General features: G+C 58.1%; 20 protein-coding genes and 1 pseudogene. 9 read left to right on the forward strand and 12 right to left on the reverse strand.

What is annotated here, in order from left to right; genetic code table 11:
• Window positions 1-70 precede the first annotated feature (70 nt).
• The 4 genes and pseudogenes from GPL81_RS21710 to GPL81_RS21725 all read right to left on the reverse strand — a co-directional run bounded on the left by GPL81_RS21710 (window position 71) and on the right by GPL81_RS21725 (window position 2428).
• Complete coding sequence (locus GPL81_RS21710) at window positions 71-1369, reverse strand: NAD(P)/FAD-dependent oxidoreductase (RefSeq protein ID WP_160108387.1); 1299 nt, start codon at window positions 1367-1369, stop codon at window positions 71-73.
• A 60-nt stretch (window positions 1370-1429) separates the two neighbouring features.
• Entirely contained in the window at window positions 1430-1603 is a 174-nt protein-coding gene (locus GPL81_RS21715; protein ID WP_007996394.1) for a DUF3094 family protein, read from the reverse strand.
• A gap of 51 nt (window positions 1604-1654) precedes the next feature.
• A pseudogene (locus GPL81_RS21720) lies at window positions 1655-1789 on the reverse strand (MOSC domain-containing protein); the annotation flags it as partial.
• A 12-nt stretch (window positions 1790-1801) separates the two neighbouring features.
• The gene (locus GPL81_RS21725) at window positions 1802-2428 is read right to left on the reverse strand and encodes a DUF1780 domain-containing protein (protein ID WP_116581801.1); all 627 of its coding nucleotides are present in this window, start codon (window positions 2426-2428) and stop codon (window positions 1802-1804) included.
• A 243-nt stretch (window positions 2429-2671) separates the two neighbouring features.
• Between GPL81_RS21725 and GPL81_RS21730 the strand changes: the two genes are divergently transcribed.
• The 3 genes from GPL81_RS21730 to GPL81_RS21740 are packed head-to-tail and all read left to right on the forward strand — an operon-like array spanning window position 2672 to window position 6542.
• A complete protein-coding gene (locus GPL81_RS21730; RefSeq protein WP_160108388.1) occupies window positions 2672-4039 on the forward strand; it encodes an aromatic acid/H+ symport family MFS transporter in 1368 nt (455 codons plus the stop codon).
• Window positions 4036-5256 carry a benzoate/H(+) symporter BenE family transporter gene (locus GPL81_RS21735; protein WP_160108389.1) on the forward strand — a complete coding sequence of 407 codons (1221 nt, stop codon included), beginning with the start codon at window positions 4036-4038 and terminating at the stop codon, window positions 5254-5256. Before GPL81_RS21730 ends, GPL81_RS21735 begins: the two co-directional genes overlap by 4 nt.
• Window positions 5257-5273: 17 nt before the next feature.
• Window positions 5274-6542: an OprD family porin gene (locus tag GPL81_RS21740; protein WP_160108390.1), complete on the forward strand. Its 1269-nt coding sequence runs from the start codon at window positions 5274-5276 to the stop codon at window positions 6540-6542.
• A gap of 8 nt (window positions 6543-6550) precedes the next feature.
• On the opposite strand, the gene GPL81_RS21745 is transcribed toward GPL81_RS21740, so the two are convergent.
• Window positions 6551-6793, reverse strand: coding sequence for a DUF2790 domain-containing protein (locus tag GPL81_RS21745; RefSeq protein ID WP_160108391.1), 243 nt, complete (start codon window positions 6791-6793; stop codon window positions 6551-6553).
• Window positions 6794-7159: 366 nt separating this feature from the next.
• On the opposite strand from GPL81_RS21745, the gene GPL81_RS21750 reads away from it, so the two are divergent.
• On the forward strand, window positions 7160-7849 hold the full coding sequence (locus GPL81_RS21750) for an energy-coupling factor ABC transporter permease (RefSeq protein WP_160108392.1): 690 nt from the start codon (window positions 7160-7162) through the stop codon (window positions 7847-7849).
• A gap of 51 nt (window positions 7850-7900) precedes the next feature.
• On the opposite strand, the gene GPL81_RS21755 is transcribed toward GPL81_RS21750, so the two are convergent.
• On the reverse strand, window positions 7901-8239 hold the full coding sequence (locus GPL81_RS21755; protein WP_096515118.1) for a hypothetical protein: 339 nt from the start codon (window positions 8237-8239) through the stop codon (window positions 7901-7903).
• Window positions 8240-8536: 297 nt separating this feature from the next.
• Between GPL81_RS21755 and GPL81_RS21760 the strand changes: the two genes are divergently transcribed.
• From GPL81_RS21760 to GPL81_RS21780, 5 genes are read left to right on the forward strand one after another with little or no spacing between them, the layout of a single operon-like run.
• Entirely contained in the window at window positions 8537-9991 is a 1455-nt protein-coding gene (locus GPL81_RS21760) for a cytochrome c oxidase subunit II (RefSeq protein ID WP_160108393.1), read from the forward strand.
• Window positions 9992-10034: 43 nt separating this feature from the next.
• On the forward strand, window positions 10035-11810 hold the full coding sequence (ctaD, locus tag GPL81_RS21765; protein WP_160108420.1) for a cytochrome c oxidase subunit I: 1776 nt from the start codon (window positions 10035-10037) through the stop codon (window positions 11808-11810).
• Complete coding sequence (locus GPL81_RS21770) at window positions 11807-12499, forward strand: cytochrome c oxidase subunit 3 (protein WP_160108394.1); 693 nt, start codon at window positions 11807-11809, stop codon at window positions 12497-12499. The genes ctaD and GPL81_RS21770 overlap by 4 nt, the downstream gene beginning before the upstream one ends.
• Window positions 12500-12505: 6 nt before the next feature.
• Complete coding sequence (locus GPL81_RS21775; RefSeq protein ID WP_160108395.1) at window positions 12506-13219, forward strand: heme-copper oxidase subunit III family protein; 714 nt, start codon at window positions 12506-12508, stop codon at window positions 13217-13219.
• Between the two features lie 13 nt (window positions 13220-13232).
• The gene (locus tag GPL81_RS21780; protein WP_160108421.1) at window positions 13233-13556 is read left to right on the forward strand and encodes a cytochrome C oxidase subunit IV family protein; all 324 of its coding nucleotides are present in this window, start codon (window positions 13233-13235) and stop codon (window positions 13554-13556) included.
• Window positions 13557-13611: 55 nt separating this feature from the next.
• Here GPL81_RS21780 and GPL81_RS21785 read toward each other — a convergent pair whose 3' ends face one another.
• The 6 genes from GPL81_RS21785 to pilB form a co-directional block, all read right to left on the reverse strand.
• Entirely contained in the window at window positions 13612-14166 is a 555-nt protein-coding gene (locus GPL81_RS21785) for a magnesium transporter (RefSeq protein ID WP_160108396.1), read from the reverse strand.
• A gap of 232 nt (window positions 14167-14398) precedes the next feature.
• Entirely contained in the window at window positions 14399-14599 is a 201-nt protein-coding gene (gene yacG, locus GPL81_RS21790; protein WP_160108397.1) for a DNA gyrase inhibitor YacG, read from the reverse strand.
• Window positions 14596-15219 carry a dephospho-CoA kinase gene (gene coaE / locus GPL81_RS21795; RefSeq protein ID WP_096515132.1) on the reverse strand — a complete coding sequence of 208 codons (624 nt, stop codon included), beginning with the start codon at window positions 15217-15219 and terminating at the stop codon, window positions 14596-14598. The genes yacG and coaE overlap by 4 nt, the downstream gene beginning before the upstream one ends.
• Window positions 15216-16088 (reverse strand): prepilin peptidase, encoded by an 873-nt coding sequence (locus tag GPL81_RS21800; protein ID WP_160108398.1) that lies wholly within the window; start codon window positions 16086-16088, stop codon window positions 15216-15218. The genes coaE and GPL81_RS21800 overlap by 4 nt, the downstream gene beginning before the upstream one ends.
• Window position 16089: 1 nt before the next feature.
• Window positions 16090-17307: a type II secretion system F family protein gene (locus GPL81_RS21805; RefSeq protein WP_121105690.1), complete on the reverse strand. Its 1218-nt coding sequence runs from the start codon at window positions 17305-17307 to the stop codon at window positions 16090-16092.
• Between the two features lie 2 nt (window positions 17308-17309).
• Complete coding sequence (pilB, locus tag GPL81_RS21810; RefSeq protein ID WP_160108399.1) at window positions 17310-19010, reverse strand: type IV-A pilus assembly ATPase PilB; 1701 nt, start codon at window positions 19008-19010, stop codon at window positions 17310-17312.
• Window positions 19011-19096: the final 86 nt, after the last annotated feature.

The raw sequence follows: 19096 nt of genomic DNA on the forward strand, positions 1-19096 counted from the left end.
TGCCAGATGACAATAATGTCGACTGTACCGACGCCGTCGCGAGCAGGCTCGCTCCTACAGTGGATGTGTATCAGTGCAGTTTGAGTCGCGGCTCAGTCCCGCGTCCGATCTTGCTGCCCAGCATCAACATCGCCGTGCGGAACGGTCCGTACAGCGCCATTTGGTGCATGCGGTACAGCGACACGTAAAACATCCGCGCCAGCCATCCCTCAAGCATCACGCTGCCGGTGAGGTTGCCCATCAAGTTACCCACAGCGGAAAAACGCGACAGCGAAATCAGTGAGCCGTAGTCGGTGTATTTGTATTCAGGCAATGCCTTGCCTTCGATCCGCAGCTTCAGCGATTTGGCCAGCAGCGACGCCTGTTGGTGAGCCGCCTGGGCGCGCGGTGGCACGTTGCGGTCGGTGCCCGGTTGCGGGCAGGCCGCGCAGTCACCGAAGGCGAAGATGTTCTCGTCGCGGGTGGTTTGCAGGGTCGGCAGCACTTGCAGCTGGTTGATGCGGTTGGTTTCCAGGCCATCGATGTCCTTGAGGAAGCCCGGTGCGCGAATGCCGGCCGCCCAGACCTTCAGGCTGGCATTGATGACTTTGCCGTCGGCGGTGATCAAGGCGTCGGCCGTCACTTCGCTGACCGCCGCGTTGGTCATGACGTTGACCCCGAGTTTTTCCAGGGTTTTATGCACAGGTCCGCCGATCCGCTCCGGCAGGGCTGGCAGCACCCGTGGCCCGGCTTCGATCAGGGTGATGTGCATATTTTCAGGCTTGATCCGGTCCAGGCCGTAGGCCGCCAGTTCATGGGCGGCGTTGTGCAACTCGGCGGCCAGCTCGACTCCGGTGGCACCGGCGCCGACGATGGCCACGCTGATTTGCTCGACCGCGTCGGTCTGCCCGGCATGGGCGCGCAGGTAGTGGTTGAGCAATTGTTGATGGAAGCGCTCGGCCTGTTTGCGAGTGTCGAGGAACAGGCAGTGCTGCGCCGCGCCCTGGGTGCCGAAATCGTTGGTGGTACTGCCGACGGAAATCACCAGCGAGTCATAAGCCACTTCCCGCGCCGGTACCAGTTCCAGGCCGGCTTCATCATACGTGGCGGCCAGCTGGATTTTTTTCTGCGCCCGGTCGAGCCCGCTCATGCGCCCCAGCTGGAACTCGAAGTGGTTCCATTTCGCCTGGGCAACATAGTTGAGTTCATCTTCGGAAGAGTTCAGCGACCCGGCCGCCACTTCGTGCAACAGCGGTTTCCAGATGTGGGTCAGGTTCGCGTCGACCAGCATCACACTGGCCGTGCCACGCTTGCCCAGAGTCTTACCCAGACGGGTAGCCAACTCCAGACCGCCGGCGCCGCCGCCAACGATGACAATACGATGAGTCATGGGGATATCTCGCAAGGCTAAAGGAAATCGGTGCAATTACCCTCGCGAGCGCAATGCTGCTCATAGCGTCAGGTAACTGATAAGTCGGCTCAACAAGCCCAGGCCAATGGTCACTGCCAACACCAGCACCAGGAGCATCCACGGCCGGAAAGGCCGGCGCTCGACTCGGTGCTGGGACAGTTGCAGGTACTCTTCGACATGCTTCTGGTCGTCGGGGTTCAGGCGGCTGGTCATAAAGGCCTCGTCAGGTAGACGTTGCTGAATGTGTTGAAGCTACAGGCGGATTTAACGAACGTTGAACGGAGCCTGGCCGCTGTCCGCAATGGGCTCGACGCTCACCGTCTTGTCCAGGCGAATGATGCCACTTTGTATCACTCGGGCAGTGATTACGCCATGCCCGCGCACGGCCTGTAACGTTCCGGTGCACTCGACTCACAGGCTGATCCCGACGTCGAAAACAATGCTGCGTCCCAGGTTACTGCGCAGAAAGTCCGGCGCCTCCGGATGCGCAAACAGCACGCGGGCAAAGGTCGGTCCTACTAGTGACAGCGAACGCCAGCCCTGGCGCAGGTATTCGGTAGGGGGCGGGAAGTGGCTGTTGAGGTCCAGCACTTCGCGCTTGAGGCTGGCGAAGGCAATGATGTCCAGTTCGCCCAGATCCATGCCGCGTTCTTTGTAGTTGTGCGCTTTTTTGCGCAAGGTCGGCGCCAGCCGCAGCAGGAATTCGTTCGCCGGGATACGCCGGGGCTTGGCCTCGCGCCGTACCAGTTGGCTGAGGGAGAACGCGCTACGTCGGCGTTGCAGCTCGTCGCGCCATTCGTCGTTGAGGCGCCGGCCTTCGTCGAGGACGAAGAACACCTCGAAACTGGCGTCGCGAAACAGCACGTCCGGTGGCTCGCCGGCGGGGGCGAACTCATCGGCGCGATAAGGAATATTCAAGCCTTGCAGCAGGCGCTGGCACACCCAACGCTCCCGCTCCCATTTGCGGGCATTGGACAGGAAGGCGTTGGCTTGCTCGGCCGCGATGGTCAGCAGGCGTAAATAATCTGAGTCATCCATAGGCCCAAGCTTAGCGCTCAAATGTGATCGCAAAGAAAACAGTTTGTCGCAGACGAGCAAAAGCCTTAAGCGACAACCCTGCACCCATCCTTCACACGCGCCCGGTCCAGAGCATTGCACAAAACGGATAGCGATCTGCGCAACGCGGATATTGGCGCGTGCCTGGCGTCATTACCCTCGGCTGTACGGGACGTTCGCCGCATTTGCGAGCCTCTTGAAAAACAACAACAAGAGAGAGATGCCATGCGCAAGATCGACGTACATGAGGTTATCGACAACGCACGATTCAACCGTTTTCACTGGATGGTGCTGTTCTGGTGTGCCCTGATCATCATCTTCGACGGTTACGATCTGGTGATCTACGGCGTGGTGCTGCCGATGCTGATGAAGGAGTGGGGGCTCAGTCCCCTGCAGGCCGGCGCACTGGGCAGTTATGCATTGTTCGGAATGATGTTCGGCGCGCTGTTCTTCGGCCCGCTGTCAGACCGAATCGGTCGCAAGAAAGCCATCACGATCTGCGTGATGCTCTTCAGCGGTTTTACCGTGCTCAATGGTTTCGCCCGTAACCCCACCGAGTTCGGCGTGTGCCGGTTCATTGCCGGCCTGGGCATTGGCGGGGTGATGCCTAATGTCGTGGCGCTGATGAACGAATACGCGCCGAAAAAAATCCGCAGCACGCTGGTGGCGATCATGTTCAGCGGCTACTCGGTGGGCGGGATGCTCTCAGCGGGGCTGGGTATCATGTTGATTCCGGCCTTCGGTTGGCAGTCGGTGTTTTACGTGGCGGTGCTGCCGTTGATGTTGTTGCCGTTGATCATGTACTTCCTGCCCGAGTCCGTGGGCTTCATGTTGCGTCAGGGGCGCAATGAAGAAGCGCGCGCCATTCTTCAGCGGGTCGATCCGGCGTACATCGCGCAAACCGGCGATCAACTGCAAATGAGCGAAGTGAAGGGAATCGGCACGCCGGTGTTGCAACTGTTTCGCGAGGGCCGGGCGCTGCGCACGCTGATGCTGTGGCTGGCGTTTTTCTGCTGCCTGTTGATGGTCTACGCCCTGAGTTCCTGGCTGCCGAAACTGATGGCCAACGCCGGTTACAGCCTCGGTTCGAGCCTGTCGTTCCTGTTGGTGCTCAACTTCGGCGCCATTTTCGGCGCGGTTGGCGGTGGCGTACTGGGGGACAGGCTCAATTTGCCGCGCGTCCTGGCGGTGTTCTTCGCCCTGGCGGCGGTATCGATCACCTTGCTGGGCTTCAATAGCCCGATGCCAGTGTTGTACCTGCTGATCGCCATTGCCGGTGCCACCACCATCGGTTCGCAGATTCTGCTGTACGCCTGCGCCGCGCAGTTCTACTCCATGACCATTCGCTCCACCGGCCTGGGCTGGGCCTCGGGTATCGGACGCAACGGCGCAATCGTCGGTCCGTTGCTGGGCGGTGCCTTGCTCGGGATCAGCCTGCCACTGCAACTGAACTTCATGGCGTTTGCCTTGCCCGGTGCGATAGCGGCCATCGCCATGACGGTGTTCGCCGTTAGCAGTCGGCGTAGCGCCCGACAAGTGGTGGCGGATATTAGCCGCGTTTCGGTTGACGGGTCTGTCGGCGAAGCTTCATGAGAGCGTTAGCCCAGGATTTTTCCCTGTCAGCGGCCGTCGCCGGATTTATCGCCACGGTGATTTCCTACGCAGGCCCTCTGGTGATCATTTTCCAGGCCGCCAACGCCGCACACCTGTCGCGGGAAGTGCTGTCGTCGTGGGTCTGGGCGATTTCCATCGGCAGCGCCGTGCTTGGCATCGGTTTGAGCCTGCGTTACCGCGTCCCGGTGATCATCGCGTGGTCGGCGCCGGGCTCGGCGTTGCTGGTGGCATTGTTGCCGGGGATTTCCATGCCGGAAGCGGTGGGTGCCTATCTGGTCAGCAGCCTGATCATTTTCCTGGTCGGGGTGTCGGGGGCGTTTGACCGGATCATCGGCAAGCTGCCTGCCGCCGTTGCAGCGGCGATGTTGGCGGGGATTCTGTTCAGCTTCGGTACCGGGTTGTTCGTCTCGCTGCAGGGCAAGCCATTGCTGGTGCTGACGATGTTTGCCACGTACCTGGTGTGCAAGCGGCTGCTGCCGCGCTATGCGGTGCTGATGGTCCTGTTGGTGGGTTGTTCGATGGCATTTCTCGCCGGAGATCTGCACAGCGAAGCCTTGGTCATCGGTTTGGCCACGCCGGTGTGGATCACGCCTGCGTTCAGCCTGAGCGCAACCCTGAACATCGCCTTGCCGCTGGTGATGGTGGCACTCACCGGCCAGTTCGTTCCCGGCATGGCGGTATTGCGCGCCAGCGGTTATGCAACGCCGTCCGGCCCGATCATTGCCAGCAGCGCACTGGGCACGGCGTTGTTGGCGCCTTTCGGGTGCCACGGGCTGAATCTGGCGGCGATTACCGCGGCCATATGCACTGGCCGCGAGGCCCACGAAGATCCCGGCAAACGCTATGTGGCCGGAGTCGTGGGTGGCCTGTGCTACCTGCTGCTGGGCATCTTCGGTGCCACGCTGGTCTCACTGTTTTCGGCGTTTCCCAAAGAGCTGATCGCGGCTTTGGCCGGGCTGGCACTGTTCGCCGCGATTGCCGGGGCACTGGCGGGTGCGATGTCCGTGCCAAGTGATCGCGAAGCCGCACTGGTGACCTTTCTCACCACGGCGTCGGGCATGTCGCTGTTGGGTTTGTCCGCGGCTTTTTGGGGACTGATTTTCGGCATGGTCACCCACCTGTTGTTAAACGCCCGTCGCCCCACCCCTCGCAGCGAAAGCGCTGCGGCAAAGGCACTTTTACCTGTCGATCAATAAAAATAAGAGAAAAAACGATGAAACAGATTCTTCCAGCAACCGGTTCAGCGTTGTCCATGGCGATCGTCTCAAGTTTCTCCACCGGCGCGACGGCCGCCGAGGCTGGCTTCATCGAAGACACCACCGCCACCTTGCAAGCGCGCAATTACTACTTCAGCCGGGACTTTTCCGACATCGTCGGGGCGAATCAACAATCGAAGGCCGAAGAGTGGGCGCAGGGTTTCATTCTTAACGTCAAATCCGGTTATACCCAAGGGCCCGTCGGTTTTGGCGTAGATGTGATCGGCCTGCTTGGCCTCAAGCTCGACAGCAGTCCGGACCGGGTCAATACCGGGTTGCTGCCGGTGCAGGATGATGGGCGCGCGGCGAATGATTACAGCCGTATCGAGGCGGCCTTGAAGGTGCGTTACTCAAAAACCGAATTGAAGGTGGGTGAGTTGCAACCCAACCTGCCGGTACTGGCATTCAGCGATATCCGCTTGCTGCCTCCCAGCTATCAGGGTGCAAGCATCAGCTCCAGCGAGATCAATGGCCTGACACTACAGGGCGGACATCTGAATTCGACCAGCCTGCGCAACGAAGCCGGCGACGAAAAAATGCAGGCCATGCTCGGTCACATACCGCAACGTCAGGTCAGCAGCGACGGCTTCAATTTTGTCGGAGTCGATTACGCCTTCAACGATAAGCGCAGTTCGGTCAGCGCCTGGTTCGGGCAACTGGAAGATATCTACAACCAGCGTTTCCTGGGCTTCAAGCACAGCCAGCCGATGGGCGACTGGACCCTGGGTGCAAATCTCGGTTACTACGATTCGCGCGAAGACGGCAAAAAGCTGCTGGGCAACATCGATAACCGGGCGTTCTTTTCCCTGCTGTCGGCCAAGCGCGGCGGTCACACATTTTATGTCGGTTATCAGGGCATGTACGGCGACAGCGCCTTCCCACGGGTCTTCGCCAACATCACCCCACTTGGCAACGAGGTGCCGACCTACGAGTTCGCCTTCACCGACGAGCGTTCATGGCAGGCGCGCTACGACTACGATTTTGCGGCCCTCGGCGTGCCGGGGCTGACCAGCACCGTGCGCTACATCACCGGCAACAACGTCGACACCGGGAAGGGATTTGAGGGCAAGGACCGTGAGCGTGACCTGGATATGGGTTACGTGTTGCAAAGCGGTAGCCTCAAAGGCCTTGGCATCCGTGTGCGCAATGCAATGGCGCGTTCCAACTACCGCAGTGATATCGATGAGAATCGTCTGATTCTGAGTTACACCTGGACGCTGCTATGAGCCACTGATCACAGGTCGCTGGTGCAATCACCCATGACCTCGTAGGTCACGCGACGGGTCTGACCCTGATGATCGACATACACCATGGTCGCCGGTACGACCCCGCACGCGGTCGCGGTATTCGACACGGAAACCACCTTGGCGATGTCCAGCGGCTGCGCCGGATTGTAGGGCGTGGCTGCCGGTTCGTTGGTGGCGGCCATGGCCGAGGTGGCGATGAGGGTCAGAAGCAGGGTGGTCAGCGTTTTCATTTTTGTGGGCTCGGGGGTGGTTCTGATGCTTTGAAGTTTAGTCTTTGGACATGGCTGATAAAGGGGCCTGAGGCTGATTCAGCGTTGCAGGAAACGTAACAATCACGTGATTGAGACATATCCCTTCGGTGGCTCATTCCCCCCTGTAGGAGCTGGCTTGTCGGACCGCCGCACCGCAGCGAAAACGGTCTTGAGCCTTGCATCGACCAACCAGGACGCCTTCGCCGGCGAGCCGGCTCCTACAGGTGTTGTGTCAGCCGTAGATGTTTCATTCATTCACGTCCCCGCCGCGGCAAAATCGAAGCGCTTCCAAAGCCCGGTGTAGACTAAAAACCTATCCCTCCCGAAAAAGGAGCCCACCCCGCCATGATCGGCGCCGAGTTGCTGTCACCCGAATCCCTCACGGTGGGGTGGCTGATCTATGTGCCGGTGCTGATCTGGGCCATTGCGCGAGCACCCTGGGTTGAGCTGTTCAGTGACAGCCGGCGTCAGCATTTACTGTTCGGCACGGTGTTCGCGCTGTTCGTGCTATGGCTGGTGCGGCGGGATTTCGATACTGGCGTGTCCTATCACTTCATCGGCATGACCGCGGTGACGCTGTTGCTCGACTGGCCATTGGCAATCGTCGGTGGGCTGGTGGCGCAAACGGGGCTGGTGCTGCTCGGTCGTCAGGACATGGCCGCGATGGGCGTGAATGGCGGGTTGTTGATTCTGTTGCCGGTGCTGGTCACCGAGTGCTGCGCGATCGCGGTGGAGCGGGCGCAGCCGCGTAATCCCTTCGTGTATATCTTCGTTTCCGGTTTCTTCGCGGCTGCGCTGTCGGCGTTGCTGTGCCTGGTGCTGTCGCTCACGTTGCTGTGGTATGACGAACGTTTCGCCATGCCGTACTGGCTCGAAGACTTTGTCGGTTATCTGTGGCTGCTCATATTTCCGGAGGCATTCATCAACGGCATGGTGGTCAGCGCGCTGGTGGTGTTCTGCCCGGAATGGCTGGAGACCTTCAATCGCACACGCTATCTCTCGGCGCCCTGGAAAGACGACGATCCCGAGTCCTGATCCTTTTGAAATCCGCCAAAGGCGGGCGATCCCATCTCTGTTTCCAGCGTTTCACTCAATCAGTTGATCAATCAAAACGGCGTTGGTGTAGATCAAGCTGCCATCGCTCGCACGGTGTCCGACCAAATGGAACTGACCACGCTCGTGGTGCAGATAGACGCGCATTTGGCAGTCGGACAAGGGGGCGTAGTCCCCTGGCAAGGTCAAATCCAAAGTGCTCATGTCGACATCGACCATGGCTTCACGCTCATGGGTCGTCTGCAAACGTTCTTCTGCTTCTTCCAGGCGCCGATGGAGGGGGCCATCGACGTAAAAGTGAATTTCACCCGTTGGGGTGGACTTTTGGTCGGGGCTGGTTTTGCACCAGCCTTCGATGGTCAGGGCGCTCATGACGAAATCTCCGTCGCGGACTGCTGGATTCTGTGGCTCTTGTCTCTTCAATGCCATTTTTTATCTGACTATCAGGCATAGGCAGGGTTCGTCTTCTGCAGTCGCTTCTGGCCGAACTCTGCCATGCGTACTGAGTATAGCTGGCAACCGGGCCCCGCTCGCCGACCTCACGGCACAACCTGATGACACTATACTTTCACTGGCTTTGCCGCCTCGGGTGGCTTGTCTGCCCCGCCTGGACGTCAGTGGCGATGCTTGCGCATGACCAATGAGCAACAGGAATAGGATGAAGAGAAAATGGCAATAGCAATTATCTTGATTCTAATCGTTATTGGCTCAGTGCTCTTTCATATACTAGCGCCTTGGCATGCAACTCCGGCAGCGTCCAACTGGGGATCAATAGACACCACACTGTTCATTACCCTGATCATTAGCGGAATATTTTTCGTCGCCATCACGGTATTCATGGCGGTCGCTGTGATGCGTTATCGCCACAAGGAGGGATCCAGGGCGCACTACCAGCCAGAAAGTAAAAAATTGGAGTTCTGGTTAATTGTCGTTACTTCGATAGGTATTGCCGCAATGCTGGCGCCCGGTCTGGTTGTTTACAACGATTTCATCCGGGTGCCGAAAAATGCCTATGAACTTGAAGTGATTTCCCAGCAGTGGCAGTGGGCCTATCGATTTCCCGGACAAGACGGGAAGTTGGGCAAGTCGGATGTCAAGTTTATTGATTCCACCAATCCTCTCGGCCTTGATCCCAAGGATCCTGCAGGACAGGACGATGTGCTGGTAATGAGTAATGAAGTTCGCCTTCCGCTCGATCGGCCGGTGAAAGTTCTGCTGCGCTCTAAAGACACTTTGCACGATTTCTATGTGCCGCAAATTCGCAGCAAGATGGACATGGTGCCAGGGATGGTGTCGTACTTTTGGTTTACCCCGACTAAAACCGGAAAGTATGAAGTCCTTTGTGCTGAATATTGTGGCGTCGGCCATTACAACATGCGCGGCAATATGATCGTGGAAGAACAGGACGTCTTCGATCAATGGCTAAAGGGCCAGCCGACGTTTGCGCAGACATTGGCGAGAGCGGCCAGGCCCAGTCAGGACAGCGTGCTGGAAAAAGGCCGTCAGTTGGCCGAAAAATATGGCTGCGGTGCCTGCCATAGCCAGGATGGCAGCACCAGCCTTGGCCCGGGATGGAAGGGGCTTTTCGGCCGCACTGAGCAACTGGCCGATGGCACCAGCGTGCAGGTCGATGAGGCCTACCTGAAAGAGTCGATCCTTACCCCGCAGGCCCGCCTGGTACAGGGCTACCCGCCAGTGATGGTGGCCTATACTCTCAATGACGATGAACTGGGTGCTCTGGTCGCCCTGATCAAATCACTGGGTGTTGCGCCGCAAGCGTCGGGCACGGGTGAGGACCTTGTGGCGCAGGGACAACAGCTGGCGCAATCACTTGGCTGTCTGGCCTGCCACAGTGTCGATGGTAACAAGGGTGTCGGCCCCACCTGGCAGGGCCTGTATGGCAAGACGGAAACCCTTGCCGACGGTACGGGGATAAAGGTCGATGAAGGCTATGTAAAAGAATCGGTGCTTAATCCCGGTGCCAAAATCGTCAAGGGCTACGCACCCGTCATGCCTGCCTTTGCGCCAAGCGATAAGGAGTTGAACGCCCTGATCGCCTTTATCAAATCCAAAGCGAATGCCGACGCTGACGCGAGCAAGGCTGAGCCAGGGAAGCAGCCGTAAAGCCGCCAGAAATACACTGAAACTTCGGCAGGAGGATGACGTGATGGCCTATGCGGAGCAAGCCGAAACACAAGCACTGCACGAGCCCAAGAGTTTCCTGACCAAATACATCTGGAGCCAGGACCACAAGGTCATAGCCATTCAATATTCCCTGACGGCTCTGTTCGTGGGACTTATCGCCGTGGTGCTGTCTGACTTGATGCGCATCCAGATAGGCTTCCCCGGCAGTTTGTCGTTCATGGACGCCAGTGCTTACTATCAGGCGATGACCATGCACGGCATGATCATGGTCATTTACTTACTGACAGCCTTGTTTCTGGGGGGCTTCGGCAACTATCTGATCCCGTTGATGGTGGGCGCCCGCGACATGGTCTTCCCCTACGTCAACATGCTGAGTTACTGGTTTTACCTGGTGGCGGTATTGGTGTTGCTCGCCGGTTTCTTTGTCCCTGGCGGCCCCACCGGTTCAGGCTGGACGCTCTATCCGCCACAGTCCCTTACTCAGGGAACACCGGGCGTGGAGTGGGGCATTGTGCTGATGCTCGTTTCACTGGCGATTTTTATCGTCGCCGCCACCATGGGCGGGTTGAACTACGTCACCACGGTGCTGCAGGCACGTACGTACGGCATGACATTGTTTCGCATGCCGCTCTCCGTATGGGGCATCTTCATGGCCTCGATCATGGCCTTGCTGGCCTTCCCGGCATTGTTTGTCAGTGCGGTCATGATGCTGTTCGACAAACTATTGGGCACCAGTTTCTTTATGCCGGCGATGATCTCGCTGGGGCAACCGCTCGATCACCAGGGTGGCAGCCCGATACTGTTCCAGCATTTATTCTGGTTCTTCGGCCACCCGGAGGTCTACATCGTCGCTCTTCCCGCGTTTGGCCTGGTCTCCGACCTGATCAGCACCCATGCGCGTAAAAATATCTTCGGCTACCGAATGATGGTGTGGGCGATTATTGCGATTGGCGTACTCAGCTTTGTGGTCTGGGCGCACCATATGTATGTCAGCGGAATGAATCCGTACTTCGGCTTTTTCTTCGCTGTCACTACTTTGATCATCGCGGTGCCAACTGCGCTGAAAGTCTACAACTGGGTGCTGACCCTGTGGCGGGGTGACATTCATTTGACCGTGCCGATGCTGTTTGCCCTGGCCTTTATCGTTACCTTTCTGGTGGGGGGGCTGACGGGGTTGTTTCTCGGCAATGTGATTGTGGATATTCCGCTCTCGGACACCTACTTTGTCGTCGCCCATTTTCATATGGTCATGGGTGTCGCGCCAGTATTGGTGGTGTTCGGCGGTATTTATCATTGGTTCCCGAAAATCACCGGGCGCATGTACAACGACATCCTGGGCAAGTTGCATTTCTGGATAACTTTCCTGGGCACCTACGCCATCTTCTTTCCCATGCACTATCTGGGCTTCCAGGGCATGCCTCGGCGGTACTACGCCTATGACAACTACGCGTTCATTCCGCAATCAGCGCACGATTTGAATGCCTTCATTACGGTGGTCGCATTGATTGTTGGCGTTTCCCAGTTACTGTTCGTGTTCAACATGGCCTGGAGCGTATTCAAGGGCAAACCCGCTGGCAGTAATCCCTGGGGCGCGGCGAGCCTGGAATGGCAAACACCGGACACCCCGCCCAAGCACGGGAACTGGGGAGAGAAGCTGCCGGTTGTGCATCGCTGGGCCTATGACTACAGCGTGCCGGGGATAGAGCAGGATTTCGTGCCGCAAACGGTTTCCGCCGAGGAGTTGGAGCAACTGCGACAACACAGTGCCCAAACCAAAATAGCGGACGTTAAAACATGAACAGGTTGTTTTTGAGAAACGCCGACGGTGCTGACCCCGGTGGCAGCTGGAATCGTGGTCCTGAAGGGACCCGGGCCACCGAGGGGGCCGACAGGAGCCAAATCGCCAAGACAGGCCTGCGCTTGTTTTTGGCCGTCGTGAGTTCGTTGTTTTTTCTCTTCCTGATTGCCTTTCTCGCCCGCTCGCAAATGGCTGACTGGTTGCCCCTGACAGAGCCCTTGGCGCCGTTGGCCAATCCATGGCAACTCTGGGTGAATTCGGTTTTTCTGGTGTGCAGCTGCATCGCATTGCAGTGGTCGCGGATGGCTGTTCGGCAGGCTCGACCGGGTCCGACTGTGATGGGCTTTGCATTGGGTGGCGTATTCGCCATTGCCTTTCTGGCGGGGCAGCTTTGGGTCTGGCAGCAGTTTGTCGCCTGGGGCTACTTTGTCGCCAGTAACCCGGCCAACAGTTTCTTCTATCTGTTGACCGGCATGCATGGGCTCCACCTCCTGGGCGGTTTGATTGCCTGGGCCTGGATCGGCGCCAAACTCCTGCATCACGTGCCGCTACCGCAACTGCGCACTAGCGTGGAGCTCTGTGCCATCTATTGGCATTACCTGTTGGGTCTCTGGTTTGTGCTATTCGCGCTACTGACCAGCACGCCAGACACTTATGAAGCCATCGCCAGATTCTGCGGCCTGAGGTAACAAGCCATGGCATCGCATCCACAAGCCCCGGTCGATTCCGGCTCATCCAATCCAGCAGGTTCGCCGCCTGTACCGGGATGGGAGGGCATCGCCAGCGACTGGTCCTCGGATAAAGACGCTTTCAAGCAGGTCCCCTGGGGCAAGGCGATGATGTGGATATTCCTGCTCAGCGATACGTTCATCTTCACGTGTTTTCTAACCGGCTACATGTCGGTACGCATGACCATCACCGACCTCTGGCCCAATCCCAGTGAAGTGTTTGCATTGACGATTGGCGGCAGGGAAATCCCGCTTATTCTGATCGCCATCATGACTTTTGTGCTGATCAGTAGCAGCGGCACGATGGCCATGGCCGTTAATTTCGCTTATCGCCATGATCGTGTGAAAACCACGGTGCTGATGCTGGCGACCGCTGCCTTGGGTGTGACTTTCGTCGGCATGCAGGCCTTTGAATGGAGCAAGCTCATCGCAGAAGGGGTGCGTCCCTGGGGAAACCCGATGGGGGCGGCGCAATTTGGTGCCAGCTTCTTCATGATTACCGGTTTTCATGGACTGCATGTGTCAATCGGCGCCATCTACCTCAGCATTGTGGCGATGAAAGTATTGCGGGGAGATTATGAGCGCTCCGGTAACTATCAGAACGTCGAGATAGCCGGGCTTTACTGGCACTTCGTGGATTTGGTGTGGGTGTTTATTTTTGCTTTCTTCTATTTGTGGTAGAGGAGCGCGGATGATGGCGCATGCCCAAGGTCAACAGCATCCAATCAGTTTGTACCTCAAAATCTGGGGGCTTTTATTTGTCCTCAGTACGATGTCGTATCTTGTCGACTATTTCCATTTCCACGGCTATCTCAGGTGGGCCCTGATTATCACTTTCATGTTGCTGAAGGCAGGTTTGATTGTCTCCATCTTCATGCATATGGCCTGGGAGCGATTGGCCCTGGTTTACGCCATATTGATGCCACCGTTGTGTTTACTGGTGCTCGTCGGATTGATGGCCACCGAGGCGGACTACGTGTTCCTCAGCCGGGTCATTTTTTTCGGCCAAGGCCAATAGCAACGTCTGGATGGCCGTAAGCCTCCAGGCGCTGCCTCGCAATCAATAATGGGTTTTAAATCGTTCGCTTGAACTGATGCCATCTGTGCAGCCAGGCGACTGTCCAGTGGGGGGCGGCCGTACCCGTGCCGGCAATGGTCAGTTTTGGATGATGTTCGATGACCTGTTCCAATACCGATTCCTGATTGGGCTCGACATCCACGAAGAAGACATGTTTGCCCGCTTCCACCATCTGTTTGAAGTTGCGGAAGTGAGCGTTTGGCACCTGGATACCAAAGAATCCGCCTTCCCAGATGCAGAAGCCCAGTACAACGACGGCAAGGAAGATAAAAGGCACCCAGCCGGCGGCAGTTTCGTGCAAGCCCAGCCAATAGGCGCCACCGAGGATCAGCGCTGCCAGTGGCACACCGACCACCGCACCAATCTCGCCAGAGTGAACGACATCTTGTTTCATCAGCGAGTTAACTTCGTGGAGATGATGTTCTTCAACATCAGCAACTTTTTCACTGAGAACATGAATTTGTTCGGTGTTGATGCCGTTGGCTTCCAGTTCATTTTCAACGGCTTCAAGATCGTCGAGATTGTCACTGATGTAATAGTGCCGATTCATGCCACACCTCCTATCTCTTGTTGTTGCTGTAGACCTCCTCTGTCCGGCAGCTTTTAACTGAGATTTACCTTCGGTATCGGTGCCCGCGGGGAACGTTGTGTTCTTGCTGCAACCCGAAAGAAGTATAGCACTCGCCATCAGGCGGCTATTTGGAGGGCCAAGAGGCGGGAACGATATAAAAGCCGGCACAGTTCATCGAATTCCGACACACATTGTGCCGGACTGATCGGAATCAGTGACGCGGGTCGAAATCGCCGCTGAACAACTCGTCCTCGGCATCAGGGGGCACCGGAATCTTGTGCTCTTCCGAGGCCCATGCACCCAGGTCGATCAGTTTGCAACGGTCGGAGCAGAACGGCCGATATTTGCTCTCGGGGCTCCATTCGACAGGGGCGCCGCAGGTTGGACATTCGACGGTCGGGATCTGGCTCATGACTGGCCTCCACGCAAAGTAAGGTAAAAGTGATGCAGGCGTTCGACCTCGCTGTGCAGCCAGGCAAGGTCGCGATCGTTGACCACTACCTCGTTGGCGTGGCTGACGCGATCCTGGCGGCTGGATTGGGCCTTGAGGATCGCCTGGACCTGCTGTTCGCTGGTCTGGTCACGCTGCAGGGTGCGTTCGATCTGTAGCTGTTCGGGGGCATCGATCACCAGCACCCGCTGGGTCATGGCGTACTGGCCGGACTCGATCAGCAGCGGCGAAACCAGAATCGCGTAAGGTGATTTTGCCAGTGCCAGATGATGAGCGATTTCCTCACCGATCAGCGGATGCAGCAAAGCTTCCAGCCAGCGGCGTTCATCCGGCACTTCGAAGATCAGTTTGCGCAGGGCCGCGCGATCCAGCTGTCCGTCGGCCTGCAATACGCCGGGGCCGAAGTGTTCGGCGATCTTTGCCAGCGCCGGCCGGCCCGGCTCGACGACCCAGCGCGCGGCATGGTCGGCATCGACCACGTGCACGCCGAGGTCGATGAAGTGTTGAGCCGCCGCACTTTTGCCGCTGCCGATACCGCCGGTCAGGCCGAGAATCCAGGGTTTTTCCACAGGGGTATTCATTTCAAACCGACAAACTGCCAATAGAGGTCGGTTATTTGACCACCCCAGAGCAAGGCAATCCAGCCGGCAATCGCCAGATAGGGGCCGAAGGGGATCGGTGTCGAAGTTTTTGCCCGGCGCAGTCGCAGGTAAATCACACCGATAATGGCTCCTACAAGGGATGAGAGCAGGATGGTCAGCGGCAGAATCTGCCAGCCGCCCCAGGCGCCGAACATCGCCAGCAGCTTGAAGTCGCCGTGGCCCATGCCGTCCTTGCCGGTGATCAGCTTGAACAGCCAGAACACCGACCACAGCGCCAGGTAACCGGCAATGGCGCCCCACATCGCGTCATGTAGTGGCACGAACAGGCCGAGGCTGTTGACGATCAACCCCAGCCACATCAGCGGCAGCACCAACATGTCCGGCAGCAGCTGATGCTCGGCATCGATCAGACTCATGGTCAACAAGCCCCAGGTCAGGAGCAACGTCATGCAGGCTTGCCAGCCGAAACCGAAGTGCCAGGCTATGAACGCCGACAACAGACCGCAGGCCAGTTCAGTCAGCGGATAGCGTTTGCTGATCGGCATGGTACAAGCCGAGCAGCGCCCACGCAGAAATACAAAACTGAGCACGGGAACGTTTTCCCAGGCACGAATCCGATGGCCGCAGCGTGGGCACTGGGAGTGGGGCAGCAGCAGGTTGTAGGTGGGCTGCGGCGTTTCCCCGGGCAGGCCGAGGATCTCATGGGCTTGTACGCGCCATTCGCGCTGGAGCATTTTTGGAAGGCGCCAGATCACCACGTTGAGAAAGCTGCCGACCAGCAAGCCCATCAGCCCGGCGATGACGACGAAAGCCAGGGGGAAGTGAGTCAGAATTTCGTTCAAGGGCATGTCAGATCGCTGAGCCGAGTTGGAAGATGGGCAAGTACATCGCGACCACCAGGCCGCCGACGATAACACCCAAAACCACCATGATGAACGGTTCCATCAGGCTGGTGAGGTTATCGACCATATTGTCTACCTCGTCTTCATAGAAACCCGCGACCTTGTCGAGCATGGCGTCCAGTGCGCCGGACTCTTCGCCGATGGCGGTCATCTGGATGGCCATGTTCGGAAAAATGCCGGAAGTGCGCATGGAAAAATTCAACTGCATCCCCGTCGAAACGTCCTGCTTGATGCGCAGCACCGCGCGCTTGAACACGATGTTGCCGGTGGCGCCGGCCACCGACTCCAGGGCTTCCACCAAGGGGACACCGGCGGCGAAGGTGGTCGACAGGGTGCGGGCAAAACGAGCCACGGCCGATTTATACATCAGCGTCCCCACCAGCGGCAGCTTCAGCAGCCAGGCGTCGGTTCGATCGCGAAAGCCTTGTGACGTCCTGAAAGCATGGCGTGCGCCCAGGATCGTTGCGATCAGCGCACCGAGCATCATCCACCAGCCGTCCTGCATGAACCGCGACAGGCCAATGACCATCACGGTAAAGGCAGGCAATTGGGCACCAAACCCTTCGAACACCGATTGGAACTGCGGCACTACTTTGACCAGCAGGATCGCGGTCACGACCATGGCGACACACACAACCACCAGTGGGTAGGTCATGGCTTTCCTGATCTTGGCCTTGAGGCTTTCGCTCTTTTCCTTGTAGGTCGCCACCCGCTCCAACAGGGTATCCAGGGCGCCGGCCTGCTCACCGGCATCCACCAGATTGCAGTACAGCTCATCGAAATACCGGGGTTTCTTGCGCAGGGCGGCGGCGAAACTGTTGCCTGCCGCGACTTCCTGTTTGACCTCGTCCACGAGGGTGCGCATGGCCGGGTTATCGAAGCCTTCGGCAATAATGTCGAACGACTGCAACAGCGGTACGCCGGCTTTCATCATGGTCGCCATCTGGCGCGTGAACAAGGCGATGTCCTGGGCCTGGATGCGCTTGCCCATGTTGAACAGCGAGACGGTTTTCTTGCGAACCTTGCCGGGGTTGATGCCTTGTTTACGCAGTTGCGCCTTGATCAGTGCCGGGTTCTGCCCGCTTAACTCGCCGGTGACTTTCGTGCCTTTGCGGTCGGTGCCTTCCCAGGCGTAAATGCTGATTTTCGCTGCTTTGACCGCCATGTTCAGTCCTTGGTAACCCGGTTGATTTCTTCAAGGCTGGTAATGCCTTGCATGGCTTTGAGCAGGCCTGAAGTGCGCAGGTCGTTGAAGCCGTCCTTGCGCATCTGCTCATCGATTTGCAGCGCATTGCCTTCGGCCATGATCAGGCGTTGCAGGTCCGGCGTGTTCTTCACCACTTCATAAATCCCCACGCGTCCCTTGAAGCCGCCATTGCAGTGTTCGCAGCCGACCGGCTCATAGATCGTGAATGTGCCGATGCGTTCCTCGGGGAAGCCTTCCTTGAGCAGCGTTTCTCGGGGAACGTCGAGGGGCACCCGGCAATGGCTGCACAGTTTGCGTGCCAGGCGCTGGGCAATGATCAGGCTGACGGATGTGGCGATGTTGAAGCCCTGGATGCCCATGTTGTGCAGGCGGGTCAGGGTTTGCGCGGCGCTGTTGGTGTGCAGGGTCGATAACACCAGATGCCCGGTCTGGGCGGCCTTGATGGCGATTTCGGCGGTTTCGAGGTCGCGGATCTCACCGACCATGATCACGTCCGGATCCTGACGCAGAAAGGAGCGTAGCGCCTGGGCGAAATCCATGCCTTGTTTGGGATTGACGTTGACCTGGTTGATGCCTTCCATATTGATCTCCACCGGGTCTTCGGCGGTGGAGATGTTGATGTCCACGGTGTTGAGAATGTTCAGCCCGGTATAAAGCGACACGGTTTTGCCGGAGCCCGTGGGGCCGGTCACCAGAATCATCCCCTGTGGTTGCCTGAGCGCGGTCATGTACAGGTCTTGTTGTTCGGGCTCGTAGCCAAGGGCATCGATGCCCATTTGTGCGCTGGAGGGGTCAAGAATCCGGATCACCACTTTCTCGCCCCACAGGGTCGGCAGGCTGTTGACCCGGAAGTCGATGGACTTGCTCTTGGACAGGCGCATCTTGATTCGCCCGTCCTGGGGCTTGCGGCGTTCGGAGATGTCGAGGCTGGCCATGACCTTCAGCCGCGCCGCGATGCGGTTGGCCAACTGGATCGGCGGTTTGGCGACTTCCCGCAAAATGCCGTCGGTGCGCATTCGCACCCGATAAATTTTCTCGTAGGGCTCGAAATGCAGGTCGGAAGAGCCGCTCCTGATCGCGTCCAGCAGCATTTTGTGGACGAAGCGCACCACCGGCGCATCATCGGCTTCCTGGCCGACAAGGGCATCCTGGCGCCTGTCATCGGCCGCTTCGATGTCCATCCCGTCGAGGTCAACGTCGAGCATGTCTTCAAGGCCAGTGCCCTGGCTGTCGAAGAACCGCTCGATGGCGTCACTGAGTTTGTCGTCCTCCACCAGGATGGCTTCGGTGGTAAGCCCGGTGCTGAACTGGATGTCGTTGATGGCCTGGTGACTGGTCGGGTCGGAAATCCCCACAAACAGTTTGTTGCCACGACGCCAGAGGGGCAGGGCGTGGTGCTGGCGGACCAGTTTTTCGCTGACCAGTCCCTTGGGTTGGGTCTCCTTGTCCAGACTGTTGAGATCCATTAAGGCCATGCCGAAGTGTTCAGAAGCAATCTCGGCAACCTGACGGCTTTTCACCAGTTTGTTCTGCACCAGGTAGCTGACCAGTGAGACGTGGTTGCGTTGGGCTTGTTGAGAGGCGTGTTGCGCGCTTTTGTCAGTGAGCAGCTCGGCCAGGACCAATTGCTTGGCCAGACCGCTGAGGGCGATGTCATTCATGGAGATACCGGGCGCAGACAATTCATGACTTATAGCCTAGTCAAGCAACGCAGCCAAACCAGCGACGGTGAGGTGACAAAAAGTGT

Source organism: Pseudomonas izuensis (genome assembly GCF_009861505.1).
GTDB classification, from domain to species: domain Bacteria; phylum Pseudomonadota; class Gammaproteobacteria; order Pseudomonadales; family Pseudomonadaceae; genus Aquipseudomonas; species Aquipseudomonas izuensis.

What these genes read in the sequence shown, in the direction of transcription:
- GPL81_RS21710 (WP_160108387.1), bottom strand. Translation starts at nt 1,369, where the DNA reads ATGACTCATCGTATTGTCATCGTTGGCGGCGGCGCCGGCGGTCTGGAG.
- GPL81_RS21715 (WP_007996394.1), bottom strand. Translation starts at nt 1,603, where the DNA reads ATGACCAGCCGCCTGAACCCCGACGACCAGAAGCATGTCGAAGAGTAC.
- GPL81_RS21725 (WP_116581801.1), bottom strand. Translation starts at nt 2,428, where the DNA reads ATGGATGACTCAGATTATTTACGCCTGCTGACCATCGCGGCCGAGCAA.
- GPL81_RS21730 (WP_160108388.1), top strand. Translation starts at nt 2,672, where the DNA reads ATGCGCAAGATCGACGTACATGAGGTTATCGACAACGCACGATTCAAC.
- GPL81_RS21735 (WP_160108389.1), top strand. Translation starts at nt 4,036, where the DNA reads ATGAGAGCGTTAGCCCAGGATTTTTCCCTGTCAGCGGCCGTCGCCGGA.
- GPL81_RS21740 (WP_160108390.1), top strand. Translation starts at nt 5,274, where the DNA reads ATGAAACAGATTCTTCCAGCAACCGGTTCAGCGTTGTCCATGGCGATC.
- GPL81_RS21745 (WP_160108391.1), bottom strand. Translation starts at nt 6,793, where the DNA reads ATGAAAACGCTGACCACCCTGCTTCTGACCCTCATCGCCACCTCGGCC.
- GPL81_RS21750 (WP_160108392.1), top strand. Translation starts at nt 7,160, where the DNA reads ATGATCGGCGCCGAGTTGCTGTCACCCGAATCCCTCACGGTGGGGTGG.
- GPL81_RS21755 (WP_096515118.1), bottom strand. Translation starts at nt 8,239, where the DNA reads ATGAGCGCCCTGACCATCGAAGGCTGGTGCAAAACCAGCCCCGACCAA.
- GPL81_RS21760 (WP_160108393.1), top strand. Translation starts at nt 8,537, where the DNA reads ATGGCAATAGCAATTATCTTGATTCTAATCGTTATTGGCTCAGTGCTC.
- ctaD (WP_160108420.1), top strand. Translation starts at nt 10,035, where the DNA reads ATGGCCTATGCGGAGCAAGCCGAAACACAAGCACTGCACGAGCCCAAG.
- GPL81_RS21770 (WP_160108394.1), top strand. Translation starts at nt 11,807, where the DNA reads ATGAACAGGTTGTTTTTGAGAAACGCCGACGGTGCTGACCCCGGTGGC.
- GPL81_RS21775 (WP_160108395.1), top strand. Translation starts at nt 12,506, where the DNA reads ATGGCATCGCATCCACAAGCCCCGGTCGATTCCGGCTCATCCAATCCA.
- GPL81_RS21780 (WP_160108421.1), top strand. Translation starts at nt 13,233, where the DNA reads ATGGCGCATGCCCAAGGTCAACAGCATCCAATCAGTTTGTACCTCAAA.
- GPL81_RS21785 (WP_160108396.1), bottom strand. Translation starts at nt 14,166, where the DNA reads ATGAATCGGCACTATTACATCAGTGACAATCTCGACGATCTTGAAGCC.
- yacG (WP_160108397.1), bottom strand. Translation starts at nt 14,599, where the DNA reads ATGAGCCAGATCCCGACCGTCGAATGTCCAACCTGCGGCGCCCCTGTC.
- coaE (WP_096515132.1), bottom strand. Translation starts at nt 15,219, where the DNA reads ATGAATACCCCTGTGGAAAAACCCTGGATTCTCGGCCTGACCGGCGGT.
- GPL81_RS21800 (WP_160108398.1), bottom strand. Translation starts at nt 16,088, where the DNA reads ATGCCCTTGAACGAAATTCTGACTCACTTCCCCCTGGCTTTCGTCGTC.
- GPL81_RS21805 (WP_121105690.1), bottom strand. Translation starts at nt 17,307, where the DNA reads ATGGCGGTCAAAGCAGCGAAAATCAGCATTTACGCCTGGGAAGGCACC.
- pilB (WP_160108399.1), bottom strand. Translation starts at nt 19,010, where the DNA reads ATGAATGACATCGCCCTCAGCGGTCTGGCCAAGCAATTGGTCCTGGCC.